The 22,043-nt window shown below is 61.8% G+C and carries 17 protein-coding genes; 10 read left to right on the forward strand and 7 right to left on the reverse strand.

Going from position 1 to position 22,043, the window contains the following annotated elements:
• Positions 1 to 216: 216 nt before the first annotated feature.
• The gene (locus R8871_RS31310) at positions 217 to 3,816 is read left to right on the forward strand and encodes an indolepyruvate ferredoxin oxidoreductase family protein (protein WP_175053928.1); all 3,600 of its coding nucleotides are present in this window, start codon (positions 217 to 219) and stop codon (positions 3,814 to 3,816) included.
• Positions 3,817 to 4,465: 649 nt separating this feature from the next.
• Here R8871_RS31310 and R8871_RS31315 read toward each other — a convergent pair.
• Together R8871_RS31315 and R8871_RS31320 are read right to left on the reverse strand one after the other, a co-directional pair.
• On the reverse strand, positions 4,466 to 6,736 hold the full coding sequence (locus tag R8871_RS31315) for an NADP-dependent malic enzyme (protein WP_175053929.1): 2,271 nt from the start codon (positions 6,734 to 6,736) through the stop codon (positions 4,466 to 4,468).
• Positions 6,737 to 7,071: 335 nt separating this feature from the next.
• A complete protein-coding gene (locus tag R8871_RS31320; protein ID WP_175053930.1) occupies positions 7,072 to 8,304 on the reverse strand; it encodes an MFS transporter in 1,233 nt (410 codons plus the stop codon).
• Between the two features lie 402 nt (positions 8,305 to 8,706).
• Here R8871_RS31320 and R8871_RS31325 point away from each other — a divergent pair, with 402 nt between their 5' ends.
• Positions 8,707 to 9,393 (forward strand): orotate phosphoribosyltransferase, encoded by a 687-nt coding sequence (locus R8871_RS31325; protein WP_074281967.1) that lies wholly within the window; start codon positions 8,707 to 8,709, stop codon positions 9,391 to 9,393.
• Between the two features lie 112 nt (positions 9,394 to 9,505).
• On the opposite strand, the gene R8871_RS31330 is transcribed toward R8871_RS31325, so the two are convergent.
• On the reverse strand, positions 9,506 to 10,195 hold the full coding sequence (locus tag R8871_RS31330) for a response regulator (RefSeq protein ID WP_175053931.1): 690 nt from the start codon (positions 10,193 to 10,195) through the stop codon (positions 9,506 to 9,508).
• Between the two features lie 264 nt (positions 10,196 to 10,459).
• On the opposite strand from R8871_RS31330, the gene R8871_RS31335 reads away from it, so the two are divergent.
• From R8871_RS31335 to R8871_RS31360, 6 genes are all read left to right on the forward strand, one after another.
• On the forward strand, positions 10,460 to 11,062 hold the full coding sequence (locus tag R8871_RS31335; protein WP_175053932.1) for a YbhB/YbcL family Raf kinase inhibitor-like protein: 603 nt from the start codon (positions 10,460 to 10,462) through the stop codon (positions 11,060 to 11,062).
• A 277-nt stretch (positions 11,063 to 11,339) separates the two neighbouring features.
• The gene (locus tag R8871_RS31340; protein ID WP_175053933.1) at positions 11,340 to 11,912 is read left to right on the forward strand and encodes a flavodoxin family protein; all 573 of its coding nucleotides are present in this window, start codon (positions 11,340 to 11,342) and stop codon (positions 11,910 to 11,912) included.
• Positions 11,913 to 12,213: 301 nt separating this feature from the next.
• Positions 12,214 to 13,161 (forward strand): N-acetyl-gamma-glutamyl-phosphate reductase, encoded by a 948-nt coding sequence (argC, locus tag R8871_RS31345; protein ID WP_175053934.1) that lies wholly within the window; start codon positions 12,214 to 12,216, stop codon positions 13,159 to 13,161.
• A gap of 491 nt (positions 13,162 to 13,652) precedes the next feature.
• Positions 13,653 to 15,080 carry a DUF2957 domain-containing protein gene (locus tag R8871_RS31350; RefSeq protein ID WP_175053935.1) on the forward strand — a complete coding sequence of 476 codons (1,428 nt, stop codon included), beginning with the start codon at positions 13,653 to 13,655 and terminating at the stop codon, positions 15,078 to 15,080.
• A 100-nt stretch (positions 15,081 to 15,180) separates the two neighbouring features.
• Positions 15,181 to 16,431, forward strand: a complete 1,251-nt coding sequence (locus R8871_RS31355) for a DUF2957 domain-containing protein (protein ID WP_175053936.1) — start codon at positions 15,181 to 15,183, stop codon at positions 16,429 to 16,431.
• A gap of 172 nt (positions 16,432 to 16,603) precedes the next feature.
• Complete coding sequence (locus R8871_RS31360; protein WP_175053937.1) at positions 16,604 to 17,428, forward strand: OmpW/AlkL family protein; 825 nt, start codon at positions 16,604 to 16,606, stop codon at positions 17,426 to 17,428.
• Positions 17,429 to 17,716: 288 nt separating this feature from the next.
• Here R8871_RS31360 and R8871_RS31365 read toward each other — a convergent pair whose 3' ends face one another.
• On the reverse strand, positions 17,717 to 18,352 hold the full coding sequence (locus R8871_RS31365; RefSeq protein WP_175053938.1) for a LysE family translocator: 636 nt from the start codon (positions 18,350 to 18,352) through the stop codon (positions 17,717 to 17,719).
• A gap of 158 nt (positions 18,353 to 18,510) precedes the next feature.
• On the reverse strand, positions 18,511 to 19,380 hold the full coding sequence (locus R8871_RS31370) for an NAD(P)-dependent oxidoreductase (RefSeq protein WP_175053939.1): 870 nt from the start codon (positions 19,378 to 19,380) through the stop codon (positions 18,511 to 18,513).
• A 94-nt stretch (positions 19,381 to 19,474) separates the two neighbouring features.
• On the opposite strand from R8871_RS31370, the gene R8871_RS31375 reads away from it, so the two are divergent.
• Positions 19,475 to 20,245, forward strand: coding sequence for a Mut7-C RNAse domain-containing protein (locus R8871_RS31375; RefSeq protein WP_175053940.1), 771 nt, complete (start codon positions 19,475 to 19,477; stop codon positions 20,243 to 20,245).
• A 124-nt stretch (positions 20,246 to 20,369) separates the two neighbouring features.
• Positions 20,370 to 20,648 carry a hypothetical protein gene (locus R8871_RS31380; protein WP_091798267.1) on the forward strand — a complete coding sequence of 93 codons (279 nt, stop codon included), beginning with the start codon at positions 20,370 to 20,372 and terminating at the stop codon, positions 20,646 to 20,648.
• A 154-nt stretch (positions 20,649 to 20,802) separates the two neighbouring features.
• Here the strand turns inward: R8871_RS31380 and R8871_RS31385 are convergent, their stop codons facing one another.
• Both R8871_RS31385 and R8871_RS31390 read right to left on the reverse strand, forming a co-directional pair.
• Positions 20,803 to 21,015 carry a hypothetical protein gene (locus tag R8871_RS31385; protein ID WP_054040885.1) on the reverse strand — a complete coding sequence of 71 codons (213 nt, stop codon included), beginning with the start codon at positions 21,013 to 21,015 and terminating at the stop codon, positions 20,803 to 20,805.
• 226 nt (positions 21,016 to 21,241) lie between these two features.
• Complete coding sequence (locus R8871_RS31390; RefSeq protein ID WP_175053941.1) at positions 21,242 to 21,994, reverse strand: IclR family transcriptional regulator domain-containing protein; 753 nt, start codon at positions 21,992 to 21,994, stop codon at positions 21,242 to 21,244.
• Positions 21,995 to 22,043: the final 49 nt, after the last annotated feature.

Genomic DNA, 22,043 nt, shown 5'->3' on the forward strand with positions numbered 1-22,043 from the left:
GCTTGTTACAGGAGGATTGCGCCGCAGGAAGTCGCCCGGCACCCAGCACAAGTCGAGCGCTGCAATGCCGCATTTCTGGCGCGCTGCGGCGGGTTTTCACCAGTGCTACCATCACTTAAAACACGTCAATATGGCGACCCCGGCCCCAAGCGTTCACAAGATGCCGCGGCCAAAAAAAGTTTTGGTGATCCCAAACTGGTTGGAGGAGTACACATAATGAATGCCCCGCTAGACGCAGGTCAGCGAGCCTCGCTCGAAGCCGCGCTATCTTCCGTCACGCTCGACGACAAATACACCCTCGAACGCGGCCGCGCGTATATGAGCGGCATCCAGGCGCTGGTCCGTCTGCCGATGCTGCAGCAGGAACGCGACCGGGCGGCCGGACTCAACACCGCCGGCTTCATCTCCGGTTACCGCGGATCGCCACTCGGCGGACTCGACCAATCCCTGTGGAAAGCGAAGCAGCATCTCGCCGCGCACCAGGTCGTGTTCCAGCCCGGCGTCAACGAAGATCTTGCAGCGACCTCCGTGTGGGGTTCACAGCAGGTCAATCTGTACCCGAGCGCCAAATACGATGGCGTGTTCTCGATGTGGTACGGCAAGGGCCCGGGCGTCGACCGCTCCGGTGACGTCTTCAAGCACGGCAATTCGGCCGGCTCGGCGCAACACGGCGGCGTTCTCGTGCTCGCAGGCGACGACCACGCCGCCAAATCCTCAACCCTCGCGCACCAGTCGGAACACATCTTCAAGGCCTGTGGCCTGCCGGTGCTGTTTCCGTCGAACGTGCAGGAATATCTGGACTTCGGCCTGCACGGCTGGGCGATGAGCCGCTATTCCGGACTGTGGGTCGCGATGAAGTGCGTGACCGACGTGGTCGAATCGTCGGCTTCGGTCGATATCGATCCGCACCGCACGAAAATGATTCTGCCGGACGACTTCGCCATGCCCGAGGGCGGCCTGAACATCCGCTGGCCGGATCCGCCGCTGGTGCAGGAAGCGCGTCTGCTCGACTACAAGTGGTACGCGGCGCTCGCCTATGTACGCGCGAACAAACTGGACCGCGTCGAGATCGATTCGCCGCATGCCCGTTTCGGCATCATGACCGGAGGCAAGGCGTACCTCGACGTACGTCAGGCGCTGACCGATCTCGGTCTCGACGACGAGACCTGCTCGCGTATCGGCATCCGTCTGTACAAGGTCGGCTGTGTATGGCCGCTCGAGGCGCAAGGTGCGCAAGCCTTCGCACGCGGTCTCGATGAAATTCTGGTGGTGGAAGAAAAGCGCCAGATTCTCGAATACGCGATCAAGGAAGAACTGTACAACTGGCCCGATGCGCAGCGTCCGCGCGTGTTCGGCAAGTTCGACGAAAAAGACGGCGCGGGTGGCGAATGGTCGGTGCCGATGGGCAACTGGCTACTGCCGGCGCACTACGAACTCTCGCCGGCGATCATCGCCAAGGCGATCGCCACGCGGCTCGACAAATTTGACCTACCGTCCGACGTGCGTGCGCGCATTGCGGCGCGCATCGCGGTCATCGAAGCGAAGGAAAAAGCCCTGGCGCGGCCGCGCGTCGAAGCCGAGCGCAAGCCGTGGTTCTGCTCGGGTTGCCCGCACAACACGTCGACGAACGTGCCGGAAGGTTCGCGCGCGATGGCCGGCATCGGCTGTCACTACATGACCGTATGGATGGACCGCAGCACCAGCACCTTCAGCCAGATGGGCGGCGAAGGCGTCGCGTGGATCGGCCAGGCGCCGTTCACCAACGACAAGCACGTATTCGCCAACCTCGGTGACGGCACCTACTTCCACTCGGGCCTGCTCGCAATTCGCGCGGCAATCGCGTCGAAGGCGAACATCACCTACAAGATCCTCTATAACGACGCGGTCGCGATGACAGGCGGCCAGCCGGTCGACGGCGTGCTCACCGTGCCGCAGATCACGCATCAACTCGCCGCTGAAGGCGCGACGAAGATCGTGATCATCACCGATGAACCGGAGAAGTACAACGCGAACGTCGGTCTCGCACCCGGCATCGACATTCACCATCGCGACAAACTCGATGAAGTTCAGCGCCAGCTCCGCGAGATTTCCGGCACCACGATCCTGATCTACGACCAGACCTGCGCGACGGAGAAACGCCGCCGCAGGAAACGCGGCACGTATCCGGATCCGGCGCGGCGTGTCGTGATCAACGAAGCCGTGTGCGAAGGCTGCGGCGATTGCTCGGTGAAGTCGAATTGCCTGTCGGTCGAACCGCTCGATACCGAATACGGCACCAAACGCCAGATCAATCAGTCGACCTGCAACAAGGACTTCTCGTGCGTGAACGGGTTCTGCCCGAGCTTCGTATCCGTCGAAGGGGGTCAGTTGCGCAAGCCGAAGGCGGCTTCCGGTATTGTCGGCGACGCGATGCCGCCGGTGCCGGAACCCGAACTGCCGTCGATCGCGCGCCCTTATGGGGTGCTGGTAACGGGCGTCGGCGGGACGGGTGTTGTAACGATCGGTGCCCTGCTCGGCATGGCCGCGCACCTGGAAAACAAGGGCGTCACGGTACTCGACGTCACCGGCCTCGCGCAAAAGGGCGGCGCCGTGATGAGCCACGTGCAGATCGCCCAGAACCCGGGTGACATTCACGCGACCCGCATCGCAATGGGCGAAGCCAGTCTCGTGATCGGCTGCGACGCAATCGTCACCGCCAGCGACGAATGCGTCTCGCGGATGCAGGTGGGCCGCACCCGTGTCGTGCTCAACAGCGCGCACACGCCGACGGCTGAGCTGATCAAGAACCCGAACTGGCGCTTCCCGGGCAGCAGCACCGAGGCGGACGTGCGTGCCGGTGCGGGCGACGACGGCGTCGATATGGTCGATGCGAATCACTTCGCCGTCGCGCTGCTCGGCGACGCGATCTACACGAATCCGTTCGTGCTCGGCTACGCGTGGCAACGCGGCTGGGTGCCGCTGACGTATCAATCACTGATGCGCGCAATCGAGCTGAACAACGTGCAGATCGAGAAGAACCGTGCGGCATTCGAATGGGGCCGCCGCGCCGCGCACGATCTGGCGTCGGTGCGACAACTCGCGCAGTCGCAAGGACGCGGTGCCGCGGCGGAAACGGCAAGCAGCAAGATCATCTCGCTGCACACGCCGAAGGCACTCGACACGCTGATCGACAAGCGTGCCGACTATCTTTCAGCATGGCAAAACGCCGCGTACGCCGACCGTTATCGCGCATTGGTGTCGCAAGTGCGCGTGGCGGAATCGGCGCTCGATTCGATCGACGGCCAGTTGCCGCTGACCGAAGCGGTCGCGAAGAATCTGCACAAGCTGATGGCCTACAAGGACGAGTACGAAGTCGCACGGCTTTACAGCGACCCCGCGTTCATCGAAAAACTGAAGGCGAATTTCGAAGGCGACTGGAAGCTGCACATTCACCTCGCGCCGCCGACGTTCTCGAAGAAAGACGCACAAGGTCATCTGGTGAAGAAGAAGTACGGACCTTGGGTGTTCAGCGCCATGCACGTACTCGCAAAACTCAAGTTCCTGCGTGGAACGGCGCTCGACGTGTTCGGCAAGACGGAAGAGCGTCGCACGGAGCGTGCCCTGATCGTCGAGTATGAAGCACTGGTACGCGAGCTGATTAGCGGTCTGACCGTGCAGAAGCGTGAACTGGCAGTCGAACTGGCGAATCTGCCGGACGGCATCCGCGGCTACGGGCACGTGAAAGAAAACAATCTGAAGGGCGTGCGCGTCAAGTGGAACGATTTGCTGACGCGCTGGCGCTCGACGGAAACGGGAAAGACGCAGCACGCTGCATGATCTTGCCGGGTTGACCGGCTGGTATTGGCCTGAAATGGAAAAGGCGGCTGTCCTCACGGACAGTCGCCTTTTTTTTTGCCTGTTTCGACACGTGATGCGTATGTACAAGAACAAGCGGTACTGCTCCTTCCAACAACACAACAACAACCGACCAAAAACAAACAACTACTACAACTACGAACTGCTACTGCAACTACTCACTGCTACTTCAACCACCAACTTCAACTGCCACATCAATCACCAACTACAACAACACACACTTACTACCAGTACTGCAACCCATTGGTACTACTGTCTTCACCATCAGAACTACTGTTACTGCCACTTCAAACTTCTCAACACCAGAGAGGAAACGCAGCGCCAGACTCGATGCAAAGGATTGACCAGCCGACTGTTCCGTTGCCACCGCTTAGTGCCGCGCTTCAGAAGTAACTTTACAAAAGTGTCACAGCGAATCGAATAAGAGCATTCTTAAAGATCACATTACCCAGTAAGAATTTCTCAGACCAACGGCCATCAGCATAAGAATGCACGCATAAAAAAACGCCACGGAATCAACTTCCGTGGCGTTCTCACTTGCTTGCCGCAAACGCCACAATCCGTGCGGCGCCGCTTCAACCATCAAACATCTATCCGTACTACTCCGCGCTCAACCCTTGCGTGCGTTTGCCGAAGCCACCGCCGTCATGTTGATGATCCGGCGCACGGTCGCAGCCGGCGTCAGGATGTGCACCGGCTTCTCAGCGCCCAGCAGGAACGGACCAACCGTCACGCCTTCGCCGCCGATCATCTTCAACAGGTTGTACGTGATGTTTGCCGCTTCCACGTTCGGCATGATCAGCAGGTTTGCTTCGCCGGTCAGCGTCGTGCCCGGGAACGCAGCCTTGCGGACTGCTTCCGACAACGCCGCGTCGCCGTGCATCTCACCGTCGATCTCGAGCGAAGGCGCACGCTCAGCGATCAGCTTGCGAGCTGCCGCCATACGTTGCGACGACGACGACGGCGCGCTGCCGAAATTCGAATTCGACAGCAACGCAACCTTCGGCGTGATGCCAAACTTTTCGATTTCGCGCGAAGCCAGCATCGTCATGTCGGCGAGCTGTTCGGCGGTCGGCGTTTCGTTCACGTACGTATCGCAGATAAACAGATTGCGGCCCGGCAACATCAGCAGGTTCATGGCAGCGAAGTTCTGCACGTTGTCTGCTTTACCGAGCACCTGTTCAATGAACTTCAGATGCGCGTGGTACTGGCCGATCATCCCGCAGATCATGCCGTCGGCCTGGCCGAGGCGCACAAGGATCGCACCGATCAGCGTGTTGAACTTGCGCATCGCGGCCTTCGCGACGTCCGGCGTGACGCCTTCGCGCGCGCCGAGTTCGTGATACGCCTGCCAGCATTGCTGATAGCGCGGATCGTCTTCCGGATCGACAACCTCGAAGTCTTCACCGCACTTCAGCTTCGAGCCCATCTTCTTCAGACGCATCTCGATCACGGACGGACGGCCGACCAGAATCGGCTTGGCAATCTTTTCCAGCAGCACGAATTGCGCGGCGCGCAGCACGCGCTCGTCTTCACCTTCGGCGAACACGATACGAGCCGGCTCCGACTTCGCCGCAGCAAACACCGGACGCATCACCATGCCGGTGCGGTACACGGTCGTGCCGAGTTCTTCGCGATACGCGTCCATGTCCTTGATCGGACGGGTTGCGACGCCCGAATCCATCGCGGCTTGCGCGACAGCCGGCGCAATCTTGATGATCAGACGCGGATCGAACGGCTTCGGAATCAGGTATTCCGGGCCGAATTCGAGCGAGTGGCCTTCGTACGCCTTGGCCACTTCATCGCCCTGATCGGTTTCTTCCGCCAATTCTGCAATCGCGCGCACACACGCGAGCTTCATTTCTTCCGTGATCGTGGTGGCGCCGACATCCAGCGCGCCGCGGAAGATGAACGGGAAGCACAGCACGTTGTTGACCTGGTTCGGGTAGTCCGAACGGCCCGTTGCGATGATGCAGTCAGGGCGCACCTTCTTCGCTTCTTCCGGGCGGATTTCCGGTTCCGGATTCGCCAGCGCCAGAATCAGCGGCTGGGTGCCCATTTCGACGACCATTTCCGGCTTCAGCACGCCGGCGCTCGAGCAGCCGAGGAACACGTCAGCGCCGCGAATCGCGTCAGCCAGCGTGCGCGCTTCGGTGTTCGCCGCGTAACGTTCCTTCGACGGATCCAGATTGCCGCGGCCTTCGTAGATCACGCCCTTCGAGTCGGTGACCAGCACGTTCTTTTTCGACAGGCCCAGATTCACCAGCAGATCCAGACACGCGATTGCCGCAGCGCCCGCGCCCGAACACACCAGCTTCACTTCGTCGAGTTTCTTGCCGACCACTTTCAGGCCGTTCAGGATCGCCGCCGAAGCGATGATCGCGGTGCCGTGCTGATCGTCGTGGAAGACCGGAATCTTCATGCGCTCGCGCAGCTTCTTCTCGATGTAGAAGCATTCCGGCGCCTTGATGTCTTCCAGGTTGATGCCGCCCAGCGTGGGCTCGAGCATCGCGATCGCTTCAACCAGCTTGTCCGGGTCGGATTCGCTCAGTTCGATGTCGAACACGTCAATGCCGGCGAACTTCTTGAACAGGCAACCCTTGCCTTCCATCACCGGCTTCGCGGCGAGCGGGCCGATATTGCCGAGACCGAGCACGGCCGTACCGTTCGTGATCACGCCGACCAGGTTGCCGCGCGAGGTGTACTTCTGCGCGTCGAGCGGGTCTTCGTAGATCGCCATGCAGGCCGCGGCGACGCCCGGCGAGTACGCGAGCGACAAGTCGAGCTGGTTCGACAGTGGCTTGGTGGGCGTGACCGAAATCTTGCCGGGCTTCGGAAACTGGTGGTAGGCGAGAGCGCTTTGCTTAAGTTGTTCGTCCATTTTTTAGCCTGCGAGACGTAAGTAATTGGGCCCGGCACACTGCACCGTTGGCGTCGCGTACGTCTATCGAATGGATAATCGACTGCGGCGGTTTTCGCATGCGCCGGTTGGGCGCGGCGTCGAACCTCGGCGAAGGGCAAGACGGTGCGGAGTGCTACGCGGGTCGGTTAGTGTACACCCCGAATGCGTCGATGCACTGAGTGGTTAACATGGCTCGCCATCGGCGAAACAGCCGCCAGCAATGCTGCAGCGCCGCATCCGGCGATCATTGAGCGTGTGACCGCGCGTGCCGTATGGCCAGGTCGAGCATGGGTCAGGCGTGAGTCACCCGCATGTCATTCGAGCTCGGCGCCGCGTCGTTCGGGGATCAGAAAAAGCGTCGCGAAGACGTCGAGCAGATAGATCGACGCGAGCAACGCGAGTGCGGCGCCGAACGAATAGCGCGCGGCCAACGCGCCTACGACCACCGGTCCGAAACCGCCAACCGCCCGGCCGACGTTGAACAGCACGTTCTGCGCGGTGGCGCGCGCATCGGTCGGATAAAGCTCGGAAATCAGCGCGCCATAGCCGCCAATCATCCCGTTGACGAACACGCCCATCGCCGCGCCGCCGATCAGCAGTGCCACCGGCGTGCTCAGATGAGCGTAGACGAATACCATCACCACCGCGCCCACCTGGTAGAACAGGAACGTCGGCTTGCGGCCGAAACGATCGGCGGCCACGCCGAACAGCCAGATGCCGCACGCCATGCCGAGCACCGTCACGGCGGTCCACACGCCGGACTTGGTCAGCGAATAGCCGAATGTTTTCGACAGATAGCTCGGAAGCCAGATCATCAGACCGTAATAGCCGAAGTTCTGCGCTGAACAGAGAATCGCAACGCCGATGCTGGCGCGCGTCGTGCGTCCGTCGGCCACCAGCAATTTCAGCGGCAGCTTGCGCATTCCACGTGCGACGCGCTCCGTGAAAAGCGCCGGCTCCTCGACGCTGCGCCGCACGAAAAACGACACCACGGCAGGCAGCAATCCAAGCGCGAACATCCCGCGCCAACCGATTACAGGAAGCAGCAAAGGCGTCAGCAACGCCGCCGCCAGCACCCCGAGTTGCCACCCCAGCCCGACATAGGAGGACACGCGCGCCCGCTGCGACGCTGGCCACGCCTCGGCCACCAGCGTCATGCCGATGCCGAACTCGCCGCCGAGGCCAATGCCTGCAATGGTCCGATAAGCCAGCAGGTCGGTATAACCCTGCGCCAGCGCGCACAGTCCGGTGAAGACGGCGAAGATCAGAATCGTCCACGTCAGCATTCGCACGCGGCCGAAATAGTCGCTCAACACGCCGAAAATCAGGCCGCCCGCTACCGCGCCGATCAGCGTCCATGTCACGAGCGAACCGGCTTGCGCGGAACTCAGATGCAGATCAGCGGCAATCACCGGCAGCATGAAACCGAGGATCAGCAGATCGAAGCCATCCATCGCGTAACCGAGCACCGAAGCGATCAGCGCGCGGCCGGCATAGCCGCTCCTGGCAGGTTCACGGGTCTCGGTGGCAGAAGAGGCGACAGTCATTGAAAGCATTCCGTAGGACATGGAGGCGGCAACCCGGCAAGGCCGCCCAGCAAATTCGCGTGAGTGTAAAGGCGCGCCTGGCGGCTCACAAGCGGGCCAAAAAGCAGTCCAAAAAACAGCCCGGAAAGCACCAGCAATACGGCTCCCGACGACGCGCGCACATCCCGTTCAGTGCGGCCGTTATGACCGCCATTCGCTGCCGACACGCACGACAGCCTCCTCGGGAGAGCCCGTTTCGGGTAAAATGTCGGGCTACGCGCGCAGCAAAAACTGGCCTGCACTCCACTGACCAGTTGCGTATTTGCCTATCAAGGCGCCGCCCATCATGGCGCGGTATACCCAACTTGCTGCGCCACCGGGCCTCGCGCCCGCTTCTCCTCGCTCACACCCAAGGATCCGCCCATGACAGGCTTCGATCGCCAGACGATCTCCGACACGACCGCCAAGATGCTGCTGGAAGTGCAAGCAGTGCACTTCAACGCGGAGAAACCGTACATTTTCACGTCCGGCTGGGCGAGCCCGGTTTATATCGACTGCCGCAAGCTGATCTCGTATCCGCGCGTGCGCCGTGGCCTGATGGAAATGGCCGAAGCCACTATTCTGCGCGACGTCGGCTATGAGCAGATCGACGCGGTGGCCGGTGGCGAAACCGCCGGCATCCCGTTCGCCGCATGGCTGTCCGACCGCCTGATGGTGCCGATGCAATACGTGCGCAAGAAGCCGAAGGGTTTCGGCCGCAACGCTCAGATCGAAGGTCTGCTGACCGAAGGTCAACGCGTCCTTCTGGTCGAAGACTTGACCACGGACAGCCGCAGCAAGATCAACTTCATCAACGCGCTGCGCACTGCCGGCGCGACAGTGAACCATTGCTTCGTGCTGTTCCACTACAACATCTTCAAGGAAAGCGTGTCGGTGCTGAAAGACATCGACGTCGATCTGCACGCGCTTGCCACGTGGTGGGACGTCTTGCGGGTTGCCAAGGCTAACAACTACTTCGATACCAAGACGCTCGACGAAGTGGAAAAATTCCTGCACGCACCGGCCGAATGGTCCGCAGCACACGGCGGCGCCAACGCGACGCCGCAGTAAGCGCAACTGCTTGACCCGGATGGAATGAAAAGGCCGCCTGTCGATGAGACAGGCGGCCTTTTTTCATTGATCTCGCATCATCTCGCCCAGGCGGGCGAAGGGTTGAGCGCGACTAGGATGCACTCCCGGTATCGTCGACCGAATGCGACGAGAGATTCAGCAAGCCGTTACTCTGCGCGTACTGGAACAACTCCGAATCGCGCTCGATGCCGAGCTTGCGCATTGCCGTGTTCTTCTGCGTGCTGATCGTCTTGATGCTTCGATTGAGTTGCTCCGCAATCTCCTTGATCGTCATGCCGGACACGAACAGGCGCACCACCTCGAGTTCGCGCCGCGACAGCATCACATCTTCGTTCTTGCCGCCGGCATTCATGCGCAGCGTATCGAGCGACGCCTTGACCGACGGGCTCATGTATTCCAGGTTGCGGCTGACGTGCTGCACCGCGAGCCCAATGTGGCTTAGGTCGTCCGATTTGTTGACGACCGATGTCACGCCGAGCTCGCTCAAGCGTTTGAGCAACGCGGCGTTTTCCAGCATCGTCAGCACAACGATGGGAAGGTTGGGAAAATTGCGGCGCAGATAGCCGATCAACGGCAAACCGTCACCGTATTGGCCGCCTGGCATGGCTAGATCCGTGACGAGCACATCGCACGCAATGGTTTGCAGCAGTTTCACCAGTTCGGTTGACTGTCGCGCGCGCGCGACGACTTGCAGGCCTGGAAACTTGAGCAAAGCTTGTTCGGCGCCGAACAGAATCACCGGATGGTCGTCGGCGACCACGACCCTGACTGGATCTTGCATTGCCCTCCCCTCGACAGATAAACCACTCTCCAAAACTTCTGACATGCCTTTCTATTCTTGGTACTTGAACTGATCGGGCACGCGCCTATATTCGCGCGAATATTTCCTCCGACTATAGCCGATTTCGCATCCGCCAAGCCCGCCGGCAGCAACAATGATCCGTCGCAAAGCGAATGTTAGACTTGATTCGACCCTGGGGCACAAAATAGGGACAATAATCCTCGCGAGGACAACCGCCTCGCGCCCTGACAGGAGAACCGGCACATGCGCTCGCGTTGCCTGGTTGTTTCGCTTGCTTCGCCATTCCGTCGTATGCCGTTCCTCATCTGCGCGATGCTGGGTCTCGCGCTATTCGTGGCGCATTGTCCAGGCGCATTCGCCGAGGGTGTGTTCACGCTGACCAGCGCCAGCTTCCGCGCGGGCGGTACCGTGGATGCGGCTCAGGTTTTCGATCAGGACGACTGCAAAGGCGGCAATCGCTCGCCGCAATTGACCTGGCACAACGCGCCGGCTGGTACGCGCAGCTTTGCGGTCACGGTATTCGACCCGGATGCACCCGGCCGCGGCTGGTGGCACTGGGCAGTGGCTGCGATTCCGGCCACTGCCGACAGCTTGCCGGAAAACGCCAGTTCGTCGGGCTTCCTGAAGAAACTCGGCGCGGTCGAAGCACGCAACGACTTCGAGATCGACGGCTATGGTGGACCCTGTCCACCACCAGGCAAGCCTCATCGCTATATCGTCACCGTTTATGCCCTGAGCACCGCGGACCTGCGCCTCGCTCAAGGACGCCCGGCGCTCATGTTCGATCACGAGATCGGCACTGCCACGCTTGGCAGCGCGCGGATGGTGGTGAACTACGGACGGTAGCTGCCGCCGTCTGCATCCGACTCAAACTGCATCGCCTGCGAGCCGAAACGCGGCTCACACCGCGCCGGGTGCCGAGCACAGACAAGTCGCGCCCTGGTTCGACACAGTGATGGGCGCTCGGCTCGCATCGCATTACCGCCGCGGCGGAATTTCTGTCATCCGCGCACGCTAATGTGCAGCAGGGCGGCGCAGGCGATGCTTGTCGCTGCCGCGCCGCTACATTCGCGTGCACCGTTGCCGTACTTACCTCTGCTTTTTCATCTTGCCGGAGAGTGTTATGTCGAAAATCGTCATCGTTTATCACAGCGGCTACGGCCACACGAAGAAAGTCGCCGAAGCCGTGCTGGCCGGTACGCTCGAAGCCGGCGCGGACGCGAAACTCATGCCGGTCGGCGAGATCGACGACACGGCCTGGACAGAACTGGCGGCCGCCGACGCCATCATCTTCGGCGCGCCGACCTACATGGGCGGCCCGTCCGCCGACTTCAAGAAATTCGCCGACGCGAGTTCGAAACCGTGGTTCGGCCAGACGTGGAAGGACAAGATCGCGGCCGGCTTCACCAACTCGGCGACCATGAACGGCGACAAGTTTTCGACGATCCAGTACTTCGTCACGCTGGCGATGCAACACAGCATGATCTGGGCGGGCACCGGCATGATGCCGTCGAACACCAAGGCGGCGACACGCAACGACCTGAACTACGTGGGCGGCTTTACCGGCCTGCTGGCGCAGTCTCCTGCGGATGCCTCGCCGGAAGAAGCGCCGCCTCCCGGCGATCTGGAAACTGCCCGCATGTTCGGCAAGCGCATTGCCGACGTGACGGCGCGGTGGAACGCTGGGGCACGGTAACGCAGCGTACGAAGGCTTGGGCCGGGAGGCAGCGGCCAGGCCGCACCACTCAAGTTGGGCGCGGCGCTCGACAGAACGCGTGCCGCGCGCCTCCCAACAAGCGCCGTCAATCTGCCTTGAACCCACTCGCATCGGCTGGCATCTGTCGTGTAACCGGTCACGCCGATGTCATTTTCGGCGCGCATCGTCGTTTTTTCACCCCGTTTTTTCACCCCGGTTCGCACACCCACCGCTATCAGGTCTTAAAATAGCGTTCCGGCGCGGTGTCGCGCCCCGTTTCCAGCAAGCCAGTGAGATCGAGATGAGCACGAAAGTTTTTGTCGACGGACAGGAAGGCACGACCGGCCTGAAGATTTTCGAATACCTGTCGCAACGCGCCGACGTAGAGATCCTGCGTATCGAAGAAGCGAAGCGCAAAGACCTCGAAGAGCGCCGTCGTCTCATCAACGCCTCGGACGTCACGTTCCTGTGCCTGCCGGATGTCGCCTCACGCGAGTCGGCCTCGCTGGTCGATAACGAGCACACCGTGCTGATCGATGCCAGCACGGCTTTCCGCACATCGGCGGATTGGGCCTACGGCCTGCCCGAACTGGCCCACTCGCAACGCGAGCGTCTGCGCACCGCGAAGCGCATCGCTGTGCCGGGCTGCCATGCATCGGCCTTCGTGCTGGCCATGCGTCCGCTCGTCGAAGCAGGCGTCGTGGCGCCGGAGTTCGCTGCGCACGCTTACTCGATCACCGGTTACAGCGGCGGCGGCAAGAAAATGATCGCCGACTACGAAGCCGGCGGTAACGACAAGCTCAAGAGCCCGCGCCCTTACGCACTCGGCCTCACGCACAAGCATCTGCCGGAAATGGCTGCACATACGGGCCTGAAGTCGGCTCCGGTGTTCACGCCGATCGTCGGCGACTTCTACAAGGGCCTCGCGGTCACCACGTTCTTTTCGCCGAACCAGTTGGCCAAGAAGGCCACGCCGCAAGACGTCCAGACGCTGTTCGCCGAGTACTACGCGGGTGAGGCATTCGTGAACGTTGCGCCGTTCGACGCGGAAGCGAACCTCGACGGCGGCTTCTTCGATGTGCAAGCGAACAACGACACCAACCGTGTCGACCTGTTCGTGTTCGGCAATGAAGAGCGCTTCGTGACGGTCGCGCGCCTCGATAACCTGGGCAAGGGTGCATCGGGCGCGGCAATCCAGTGCATGAACCTCGCGATCGGCGCCGATGAAGAAGCCGGCTTGAAACGCTAAACAGGTTTGAGACAACGACGGCAATTCGCCGTTTACCCACAAAAAAAGCCGGTCTTAACAGACCGGCTTTTTTGTTTTAAAAACCTGCCTTCAGAATCCCTCTTTTTAAAGTTAATCAGTAGTAGCCCGCATTACTTTAAAAAGAAAAATCGGACTGCTCACCAACTGCCGGTAATTCATTCCCCGAATTGACCCGCCCAGCATAGTTTGCCGCATAGGGAAACTCCGGATTTTTTGGCGAACGGTCGTTCGAAGATCATAGAGCCATTTTGCTGCAACGCTTGCCTGGCAAGGGTGTGCCGCGAAGCAACGATGTCGCTGCTGAACCCAAAAATCCTTTTTTGTTTAAAAGGGCTGCCAAGCCCCACATGGCATGCACCCGGCAAACATTTCGCTGTTTGAATCGATCTTTTTAGACGGCTCATTCAATTGACAGGCATTAATCGCGCAGCGAAATTAGTTCGCACAATTACAGGAAGGGAGACAGCAGTATGTCGCACGCCATTACTCGAGGCCTGGCGATGGCCATTGCCACGGCCCCATTTCTTATCGCCTGCGGCGGTGGCAAGGCCGACAATCCCGGCACGATCAGCGCACCGCAATGCTCGGGCTCGAGCTGCGGCGTGCAAGGTCCGCCGACTTCGAACGCTGGTACGACCGCGTTATGTCCGGCCACTGCTGACATCGTGAAGACCACGTTCCTGGGTGGCGCGGGTAGCGGCGAGGTGGTGCAGGTGAACATCGATGCGACGGCGATGACGTACACGCTGAAGTGGCTCGAGTCGCCGATTCCGTTGCGCACGGGTCAAGTCACACCGACACGCGCGGGTACGCAGATCAAGGGCGCGGTGATCCACCCGCCGACCGGCGCACTGCCGACCGCTGAACAGACGCGCTGCGCTTTCATCCTCGGCGCGGGTACTGGCACCGGCGTCGGCGATGGTCAGCCCTATACGACACCCGATTTCACCAACAACCCCAATCCGCCGATGATCCTCGTCGGCCTGGGCGTGGCCGGCGGCGGAATCCCTGGCGCGAACGTCGAGTACGACGGCCTGACTATTGCCCCGCTGCCCGGCCTGGAAAACATCGGCGCCGTTCCCGCACGGCATTTCGATTTCTATCCGTTCCTCGGTTTTGCTGCCACGACGACGGACATCACGAAGTTGCCCGGCACCTACAACGGCCTTCTCTACCATCTCGTGCCGTCGGGCTCTTATGCGGCAACGGCCACCAACACAGTTGAGACTTTCGACGCGAGCGGCAACTGCACCGGCTCCAATGCGGCCAACGCAGCGTTTCATCCGAGTGCAAGTGGCTGCCTGACGACTGGTACTGCCTGGACCCTCAACAGCAGCGGGTACTTCGACAGTCAAAACACGCCGCAGATCGGGACTCAACTGACGCTGCCAACTGCGACTAGCGGTTCCGTCGCTCCCGCGCACATGATCCTCGGCCAGATCAACGGCGCAACGGTGCCGCTCGTTGTCCGCACGGGTCTCGTGAATCTCGGCACGGCGCCGCTGCATCTCGATGCCAAGGTCGACGACGAATCCGGCATCGCCATGCTCGCCGCAGCCACGCCGCTCGCATCCGGCGGTTTCAACGGCGGCTACGTCGGCGCGGATTCGAACTTCAAGTCCACCGCGACGTTGATTCAGGGTGGCGTGGGCACCTTCATCAATCCGTCGACTTCCGCAGCAGAAGACGGCTTCGGCCTGGGCTACGGTCTGCCGAGCCCCGGATTGGTCGGCGTCCAGCAGGCAAACGGGCAAACCGGCCTCGCGATCGCCTCTGGTGGACTGTACGCAATCGAGATTCAAGGCACGGTGAACGGCGGCGTAGCGCCGACATCGCAACTCAGCAGCACTGCCTCCAGCGCCCCCTACTTCGGCATCGGAGCCCAAATCAGCAAGTAACGAACGAAGGACCGGTAGTTCGCAACACGAGGCATAAATAGAGCAATAGGTGGCTGGACTGGGAGCCGGCCACACACAACGAGAAAATTCTGGAGGCGGTATGAAATGGAGAATCCTTTCGGTGCTCGCTCTTGCAGCACCGTTGCTGGGGGCGTGCAGTGGTGGCGGCGGCGGTAATGGAGACGGACCGGTGACGGAAGTTCGTCTGTGTCCTTCTTCGCTCGATTACGGCACGGTGTTCACGGGCGGCGGCGGTGACGGCGAACTGGTCAAGCTGCAGATGGACACGACCAAGATGACCTGGCAGATCAGCTACATCGAGTCGCCGATTCCAGCGACCACCGGCACGGTCGCACCGACGCGCGCCGGCCAGACGGCAAGCGGCACGCTGACCCAGGAAACCCTGCTGCCGACGCAGAAGCTCAACCAGTGCGCCTTCCGCCTGAACGGCGCCAGTCTCGACCCGAATCGTCCGGCGCGTATTTTCGTTGGCGAAGGCGTGGCAGGCGGCACGATCCCGGGCGCGGAGATTTCGTTCGGTGGGATTCTCGGCGTAGGCGCGGTACCCGACACTACGTTCCCGTACTACCCGTTCATCGGTTTCTCGTCGATTGAAACGAACCTTGCGAACGTGGTCGGCACGTACAACCAGCTCGGCTATCACCAGGTTCCGTCGCAGAACTTCGCGCCGGTCGCGGTCGATACGAAGATCACGATCAATGCGGACGGCACGTGGACCGAGTGCGACAACTCCGGTGTCAACGCGGGCCCGTGCCAGCAACCGGGTACGAACTTCGTGCAGTCGTCGGACGGCAGCGGCGCGTTCGAAACCGACAAGTTCCTGGGCCAGGCCAAACCGACGCTCGCCACCACGCCGAAGGCGCGCGGCTACATGATCGTCGGCAAGCTGCGCAACCAGGTGGTACCGATCCTGGTGCGCACCGGCGCGGCGAACTCGTCGGTGACGACGCCGGTGAATGGCGAACTCGGTCCGTACGCAGACGACGAATCGGGTATCTCGATTCTGTCGCCGCAAACGTCGGTCGCGGTGAACTCGCAAAACGGTGAGTACATCGGTGTGGATAGCCAGTTCGACTATCGCACCACCGCGCTCGAAGGCACCGAGGCCACGCTGCTCGATCCGTTCAATGCATCGCAGGCATCGCTTGCGACGGCGCTGAACCTGGCCTTCACGCAGACCGTGCCGGGCGTCGTGACGACGACGCAGGTGGGCGCCTCGACGGGCACCACGCCGACCGGAAAGATGATCTTCACGGGTGGCGTGTTCGGCTACCTCGATCTGACCAACGCGGCCTCGCCGTACTTCACGATCGGCGCCTTCGTCCAGTAATGGACGCAGCACGCGCCGCCGGCACGCAGCGAGGCGTTCGCGTCCCGGCTGCTGCGCACAGTAATAGCGCGGCAGCCGGCGTCCATCCAGTATCCAGCGCACCGGTTGGGCCGCCAGGCCGCCGTCGCTCGCCGCGCGCGACGAACGCAACGCGCGCCTCAGGAGGAACAACATGAAAAAAATCTATTTCGCGCTACTGGCCATCTGCCTGTCGGCCAGTGCGCACGCGCAACACGCAGGCGACAACGTCGCCGTGCTCGGCTGGTTCCACGTCATGCCACAGGATTCGAGCACGCCGCTGACCACGAACGTCGCCCCGACGCCGATCAATACGCCGCTGCGTCTGCCGAGCTCGTTTACGTCCGCCGGCACGGGACTGTCGACCAGTAGCGCCAATACCGTCGGCCTTGTGTTCAGCCACTACCTCACCGATCACATCGCCGTGTCGACAGTGGCAGGCGTACCGCCGGTTTTCAAGCTCTACGGGCACGGCACCGTCAAGCCGCCGGGACCGGCAGGCGCACTCGGTCAGCAGGATCTGGGCGATCCGCAGGCCAATCCGATCGTGAAGAGTGTGCGCCAGTGGAGCCCGGCGCTGCTGTTCCAGTACTACTTCAATGCGCCGGAGGCCCATTTCAGGCCGTTCGTGGGTATCGGCGTGTCGTATAACTGGTTCTCCGACGTTCAGCTGAGCCCGAACTTCGTGACCGCGACGCAGAACAATCTCGGCTCGGTGCTGGCAGCCGGCGCGGGCAAGCCCGGACAGACGCAGGTATCGGCAAAGGCGTCCTCGTCCTGGCAGCCGGTGTTCAATGCGGGGCTCTCGTACAACATCACCGACCACTGGGGTCTCGTGGCATCGGTCACGTACATTCCGCTGAAGACCACTTCGTCGGTCATCATCAAGGCGGCGGACGGCACGGAATTGGGTGTCTCGAAGGCGGAACTGAAAGCCGATCCGATCATTTCGTTCCTGGCCGTCTCCTACAAGTTCTGAGCTCGGCGCAGATACGACAAAGCCGGCGGCCCCGCGGAGGGGTCAGCCGGCTTTGTCTTTTCTGGAGATCGCTGGAAATTCTGGGCAAAAAAAAAGCCCGCCTAAGCCGGCGGGCTGAATCCATATCAGAGGAGACATGGAGGAGACAAGACAAACTATAGCAAATGATTTGGTGCGTCGCAACATACAAATTAGGGTTGACCCTCGGCGTTGTATAGGTGCAACAATCCTTACAGCGCTTGGCGCGCGAGCGGCGTTGAATGCCGCGCACCTGCCGTGGTCGCTCGCCTAATGCCGCACCAGCGCCATCATCGCGCCGAAGCCGACAAACACGCCACCCGTCAGACGATTGAACATCCTTGCAACGCTGCGGCTCTTCAGTCTGGCCCCAATCCGCGTGCCAAAACCGGCGTACACCAGGTACCAGCTCACCTCGATCACCGCGAAAGTTGCGACCAGCACACCGAACTGCGGCAACTTGGGCTGCGCAGCGTCAATGAATTGCGGCAGCAGCGCGGCGGCGAACAGGATGGCTTTCGGGTTGCTGCTCGCCACGAGGAAGCCGTTGCGAAACAGCGCGAGGCGCGAACGCGCGGGTTTGGCGGAAAGTTCGTCGACCACGCCGGCAGCGCCTTCGTCAGCCGGCGCCCGCCACGCCTTGATGCCCAGATAGACGAGGTAGGCCGCACCGATCATCCGCAGTGCGTTGAACATTGTCGGCCACGCCGCGAGAAAGACACCGAGGCCCGCCGCCGACACCGCCAGCATCAGCACCAGCGCCGACAGGCAGCCAGCCATGGTCGCGCTGGAACGGCGCAGCCCATGCTGGGCGCCGTGCGTCATCACAAGCAGCATGTTCGGACCGGGGATGGCGGAGACGACGAAAACAGTGGCGGCGAATAGCCACCAAGTATGCAGACTCATTGGGATCGAGGCGAATAGGAATCGGACGGCTATTATGCCCGTCCGTGCGAATCCGCGACGAAGCGCGCTCGGCCCAGCCGCCGAGCGGCCGAGGCCAGGCTTCGGTTCCGCTACGAAAGCCGGAGCGCGCCGTCAAGCGCACGCCCGCAAGTACCCGCTCAGCGCCCTGCCCGCCGTGCCGCCACCTGGCCCAGCACCGCGAAGTCCTTCTCTCCGTCGCCATGCGCTACCGCTTCGATCAGGCTGTCACGCACGACACTCGCAATCGGCAGCGGCGTGTTGACCGCGTCCGCGGCCGCCAGCGCAAGGCGCAGGTCCTTCAGTCCGAGGCGCGCCTTGAACAGCGCCGGCTCGAAACGCTGCTCCGCAATCAACTTGCCGTAGCCCGAATAGACCGGTCCCGGGAACAGGCCGCTCGTGATCACGTCGAGGAAATCCTGCATCGCGAGGCCGTGGCCGGTTACGAGCGTGGCCGCCTCGCCGAGCGTCTCAACAGCCGCGCCCAGCATGAAGTTAGCCGCAAGTTTCATCACGTTCGCCTGTTGCGGCAGCGAACCGATGCGCCAGGTTTTCTGGCCGATGGCGTCGAAAATCGGCTGCACGCGGTCGATCGACTCGGCCGGGCCGCCAGCCACGATCGTCAGCTTGCCCGCCGCCGCGACGTCGGGCCGCCCCATCACCGGTGCCGCGACGTAATGGACGCCGCGCGACGCGTGCGCCGTCGCCAGTTCCTCGGCCAGTGCCACCGAGATCGTCGCCATGTTCACGTGGATCAGCCCGCGCGGGGCGTGTTCCAGCAGCGACGCGGTGATGACTTCGCGCAGCGCGGCATCGTCGGCGAGCATCGAGAACACGGCGTCGCCCGCAAACGCTTCAGCCGGCGTCGCGACGATCCGCGCACCTGCGTCGGCGAGCGGTTGCGCGCGTTCCGGCGAGCGGTTCCACACGCGCACCTGATGCCCAGCTTTCAAAATGTTTGCAACCATCGCGGCGCCCATCTCGCCGAGACCGATAAAACCGATGTCCATCTGTCGCTCCGTCTTCTAAAGAACTGGAAGTAAAGCACACCCATGCGACAAGTGCAGGACAGCGCGCAATTAAACCCGGTGCGATACTGCTGTCATGGTCACCGCGACATTCCGCTTCTATGAGGAGCTGAACGATTTTCTCGCCCGGCCCCTGCGCCGGCGCACGTTCAGTTGCGCCTGCGCGCGCGGCGCGACCGCGAAACATATGATCGAAGTGCTCGGCGTGCCGCATACCGAGGTCGAACTGATTCTGGTGAACGGTGAGTCGGTCGGTTTCAATCATCCACTCGCCGACGGCGATCGCATCGCCGTTTATCCGAAGTTTGAAGCGCTCGACATCCAGCCGCTATTGCGCGTGCGCGAACATCCGCTGCGCGTGGTGCGCTTCATTGCCGATGCGCATCTGGGCGGTCTCGCCCCGCTGCTGCGGCTCGCCGGCTTCGACACGCTGTACGACAACCACTATCCCGACGCCGATATCGAAGCGCTTGCCGCAGCACAACAGCGCATCGTCCTGACGCGCGATCGGGAGCTATTAAAACGCCGCGCCATCACGCATGGCTGCTATGTACGCACGCTGCGGCCGCGTGAACAATTGCGTGAAGTGTTTGAACGGCTCGATCTGGCCGGCAGCGCGCAGCCGTTCCGTTTGTGCCTGATGTGCAATGCGCCGCTGCGGCGTATCGCCAAAGATGAAGTCGGCGATCGGGCGCCAGATGGCGTGCTGGAACGGCATAACCAGTTCGTCACCTGCGACGTATGCCGGCGCGTGTTCTGGGAGGGCACGCACTGGCAACGCATGCGGGCGCTGATGGACAGCGTGGCCGGCGCGCCGGAGCGGCCCGATCTGAACGCCGCTCCATGAGCTCAGACTCCACAACGCCTGAACACCGCGCCAACGCCGCTCGGGTGCGGAATCGGCGCCGCTCGCTCGGCGCGCGGCGCGATGCGTACAATGCGGGATTACTTATCTGGCAGAGGCCTTCCGTATGGCGATGAAAAAGACCGACCTTGAAAAGAACAAGGCACTCAAGCTGAACAACGCAATGAAACTGTCGACCGCCGACCGCTTCGGCAAAGCCGCTGCCGCCGAGCCGAAGCTCGACCGCCGCGAACAGCGCAAGCTGGATCAGGCACAAGGCCTCGTCGCGTTCGCCTGCAAGCTGAATGGCGACCTGGTCACAGAACTGAAAGAGCGCGCCGCCACGCATCCAGAAGGCATGAGCGGGCTGCTGAACGAGGTCATCAAGCGCGGCCTCGCTGGCTAAACGCCGCGCAAAACCGCCGTCCAATACAAAAAGGCCAGAGCAGAAGCTCTGGCCTTTTTGCTGGCGACATTTAACCGGCACTGCGCAGCACTCGCCGGCAAGCGGCGCGAACAGGAGAACCGGCAGGGTTCGCCCGACTAAACCAAGCGTGAGCTTAGTTTGCCGCGCCCTTGTCGTTCGTGCCGGCTGCCGAAGCTGCTGCCGAAACCGGAGCGCGCTTGCCGTGCGTCTTCAGCTTCTTGATGTGGTGCTTCTTCGGCGCGCTAGCTGCAGCGGCCGGCGCTGCTGCGTCCGATGCCTGTGCGAAAGCTTGAACGGAGACCAGCGCGATCGATGCGGCTGCGAGCGAGACGATGAATTTTTTCATGTGTTGTTCCCCAAACCTGGACGACTGAGTCAATGTGAATGAAATAGCAGAACGGTGAAGCAGACAAGGCTTAAGGTGCCTTACCGCTCCCCGCGGGAGAGTATTACGCAGCGTAGGCGGTTTGTCATGCGCAAAACTCGATATGTATTTTCCGCGAGACAGCTTGCTTTCGATATGCTTTCACTCATTAAGCATGCCGTATTAGGGAGATTACCTAGACGTGTTTCTAGACCAGATTCCGCAGCAAACTGGCGGTCTCCTGAAGGGTCGGCAGCACCCGATGCAGCGCGGCATTCGCCGACTCCTGACCAATCGGCATGCTCACGCTGATCGCCGCCACAACCGAGCCATGCCGGTCGCGCAACGGCACCGCAACGCCGCGCATGCCCAACTCCAGTTGTTGATCGGTGATGACATAGCCATCGCGGCGGATTTCGCCCAGCACTTCGCGCAAGCGCTCCGTGGTCGAATACGTATGCGGCGTGAACACCTTGATCGGATAGGACGCCAGCCACTGTTCGATACTTTCCGGCGGCTGGAAGGCCAGCAGGATCAAACCCGCCGACGAGAGCGGCGCACTCGCCCGCGAGCCGAGCACGAAGCCGACCGCCATCGCCCGGTTCACGCCGTTGCGCGCAACGTAGACCACGTCGTGCTCGTCGAGAATCGCGACCAGCGCGGTTTCCTGCACCGTCGCGGTGATGCGCTGAAGAAACGGCTGCACGGTGCGCGGCAAGCGCGCTGAATCCAGATACGACTGGCCGAGCCGCAACACGCGCGGCGCGAGCCAGAACAGCTTGCCGTCGGTATCCACGTAGCCCAGTTCGCGCAGCGTCAACAGATAGCGGCGCGCCGCCGTGCGCGAGAGTCCGGCGCGGGCGGCCACCATGGTCGGTGTCATGCGCGCGTGCTCTTCGTCGAATGCTTCGATGATCGCCAGTGCCTTCGCGGCGCCGGCGATCCAGTCTTTCTCGTCCATTGCGTCTGCCTGAAAGTCGGCCTGCCCGGCTGATCAGTGATAGTTTGAG

It is taken from the genome of Paraburkholderia sediminicola (assembly GCF_902859805.1).
Taxonomy (GTDB): Bacteria; Pseudomonadota; Gammaproteobacteria; order Burkholderiales; family Burkholderiaceae; genus Paraburkholderia; species Paraburkholderia sediminicola.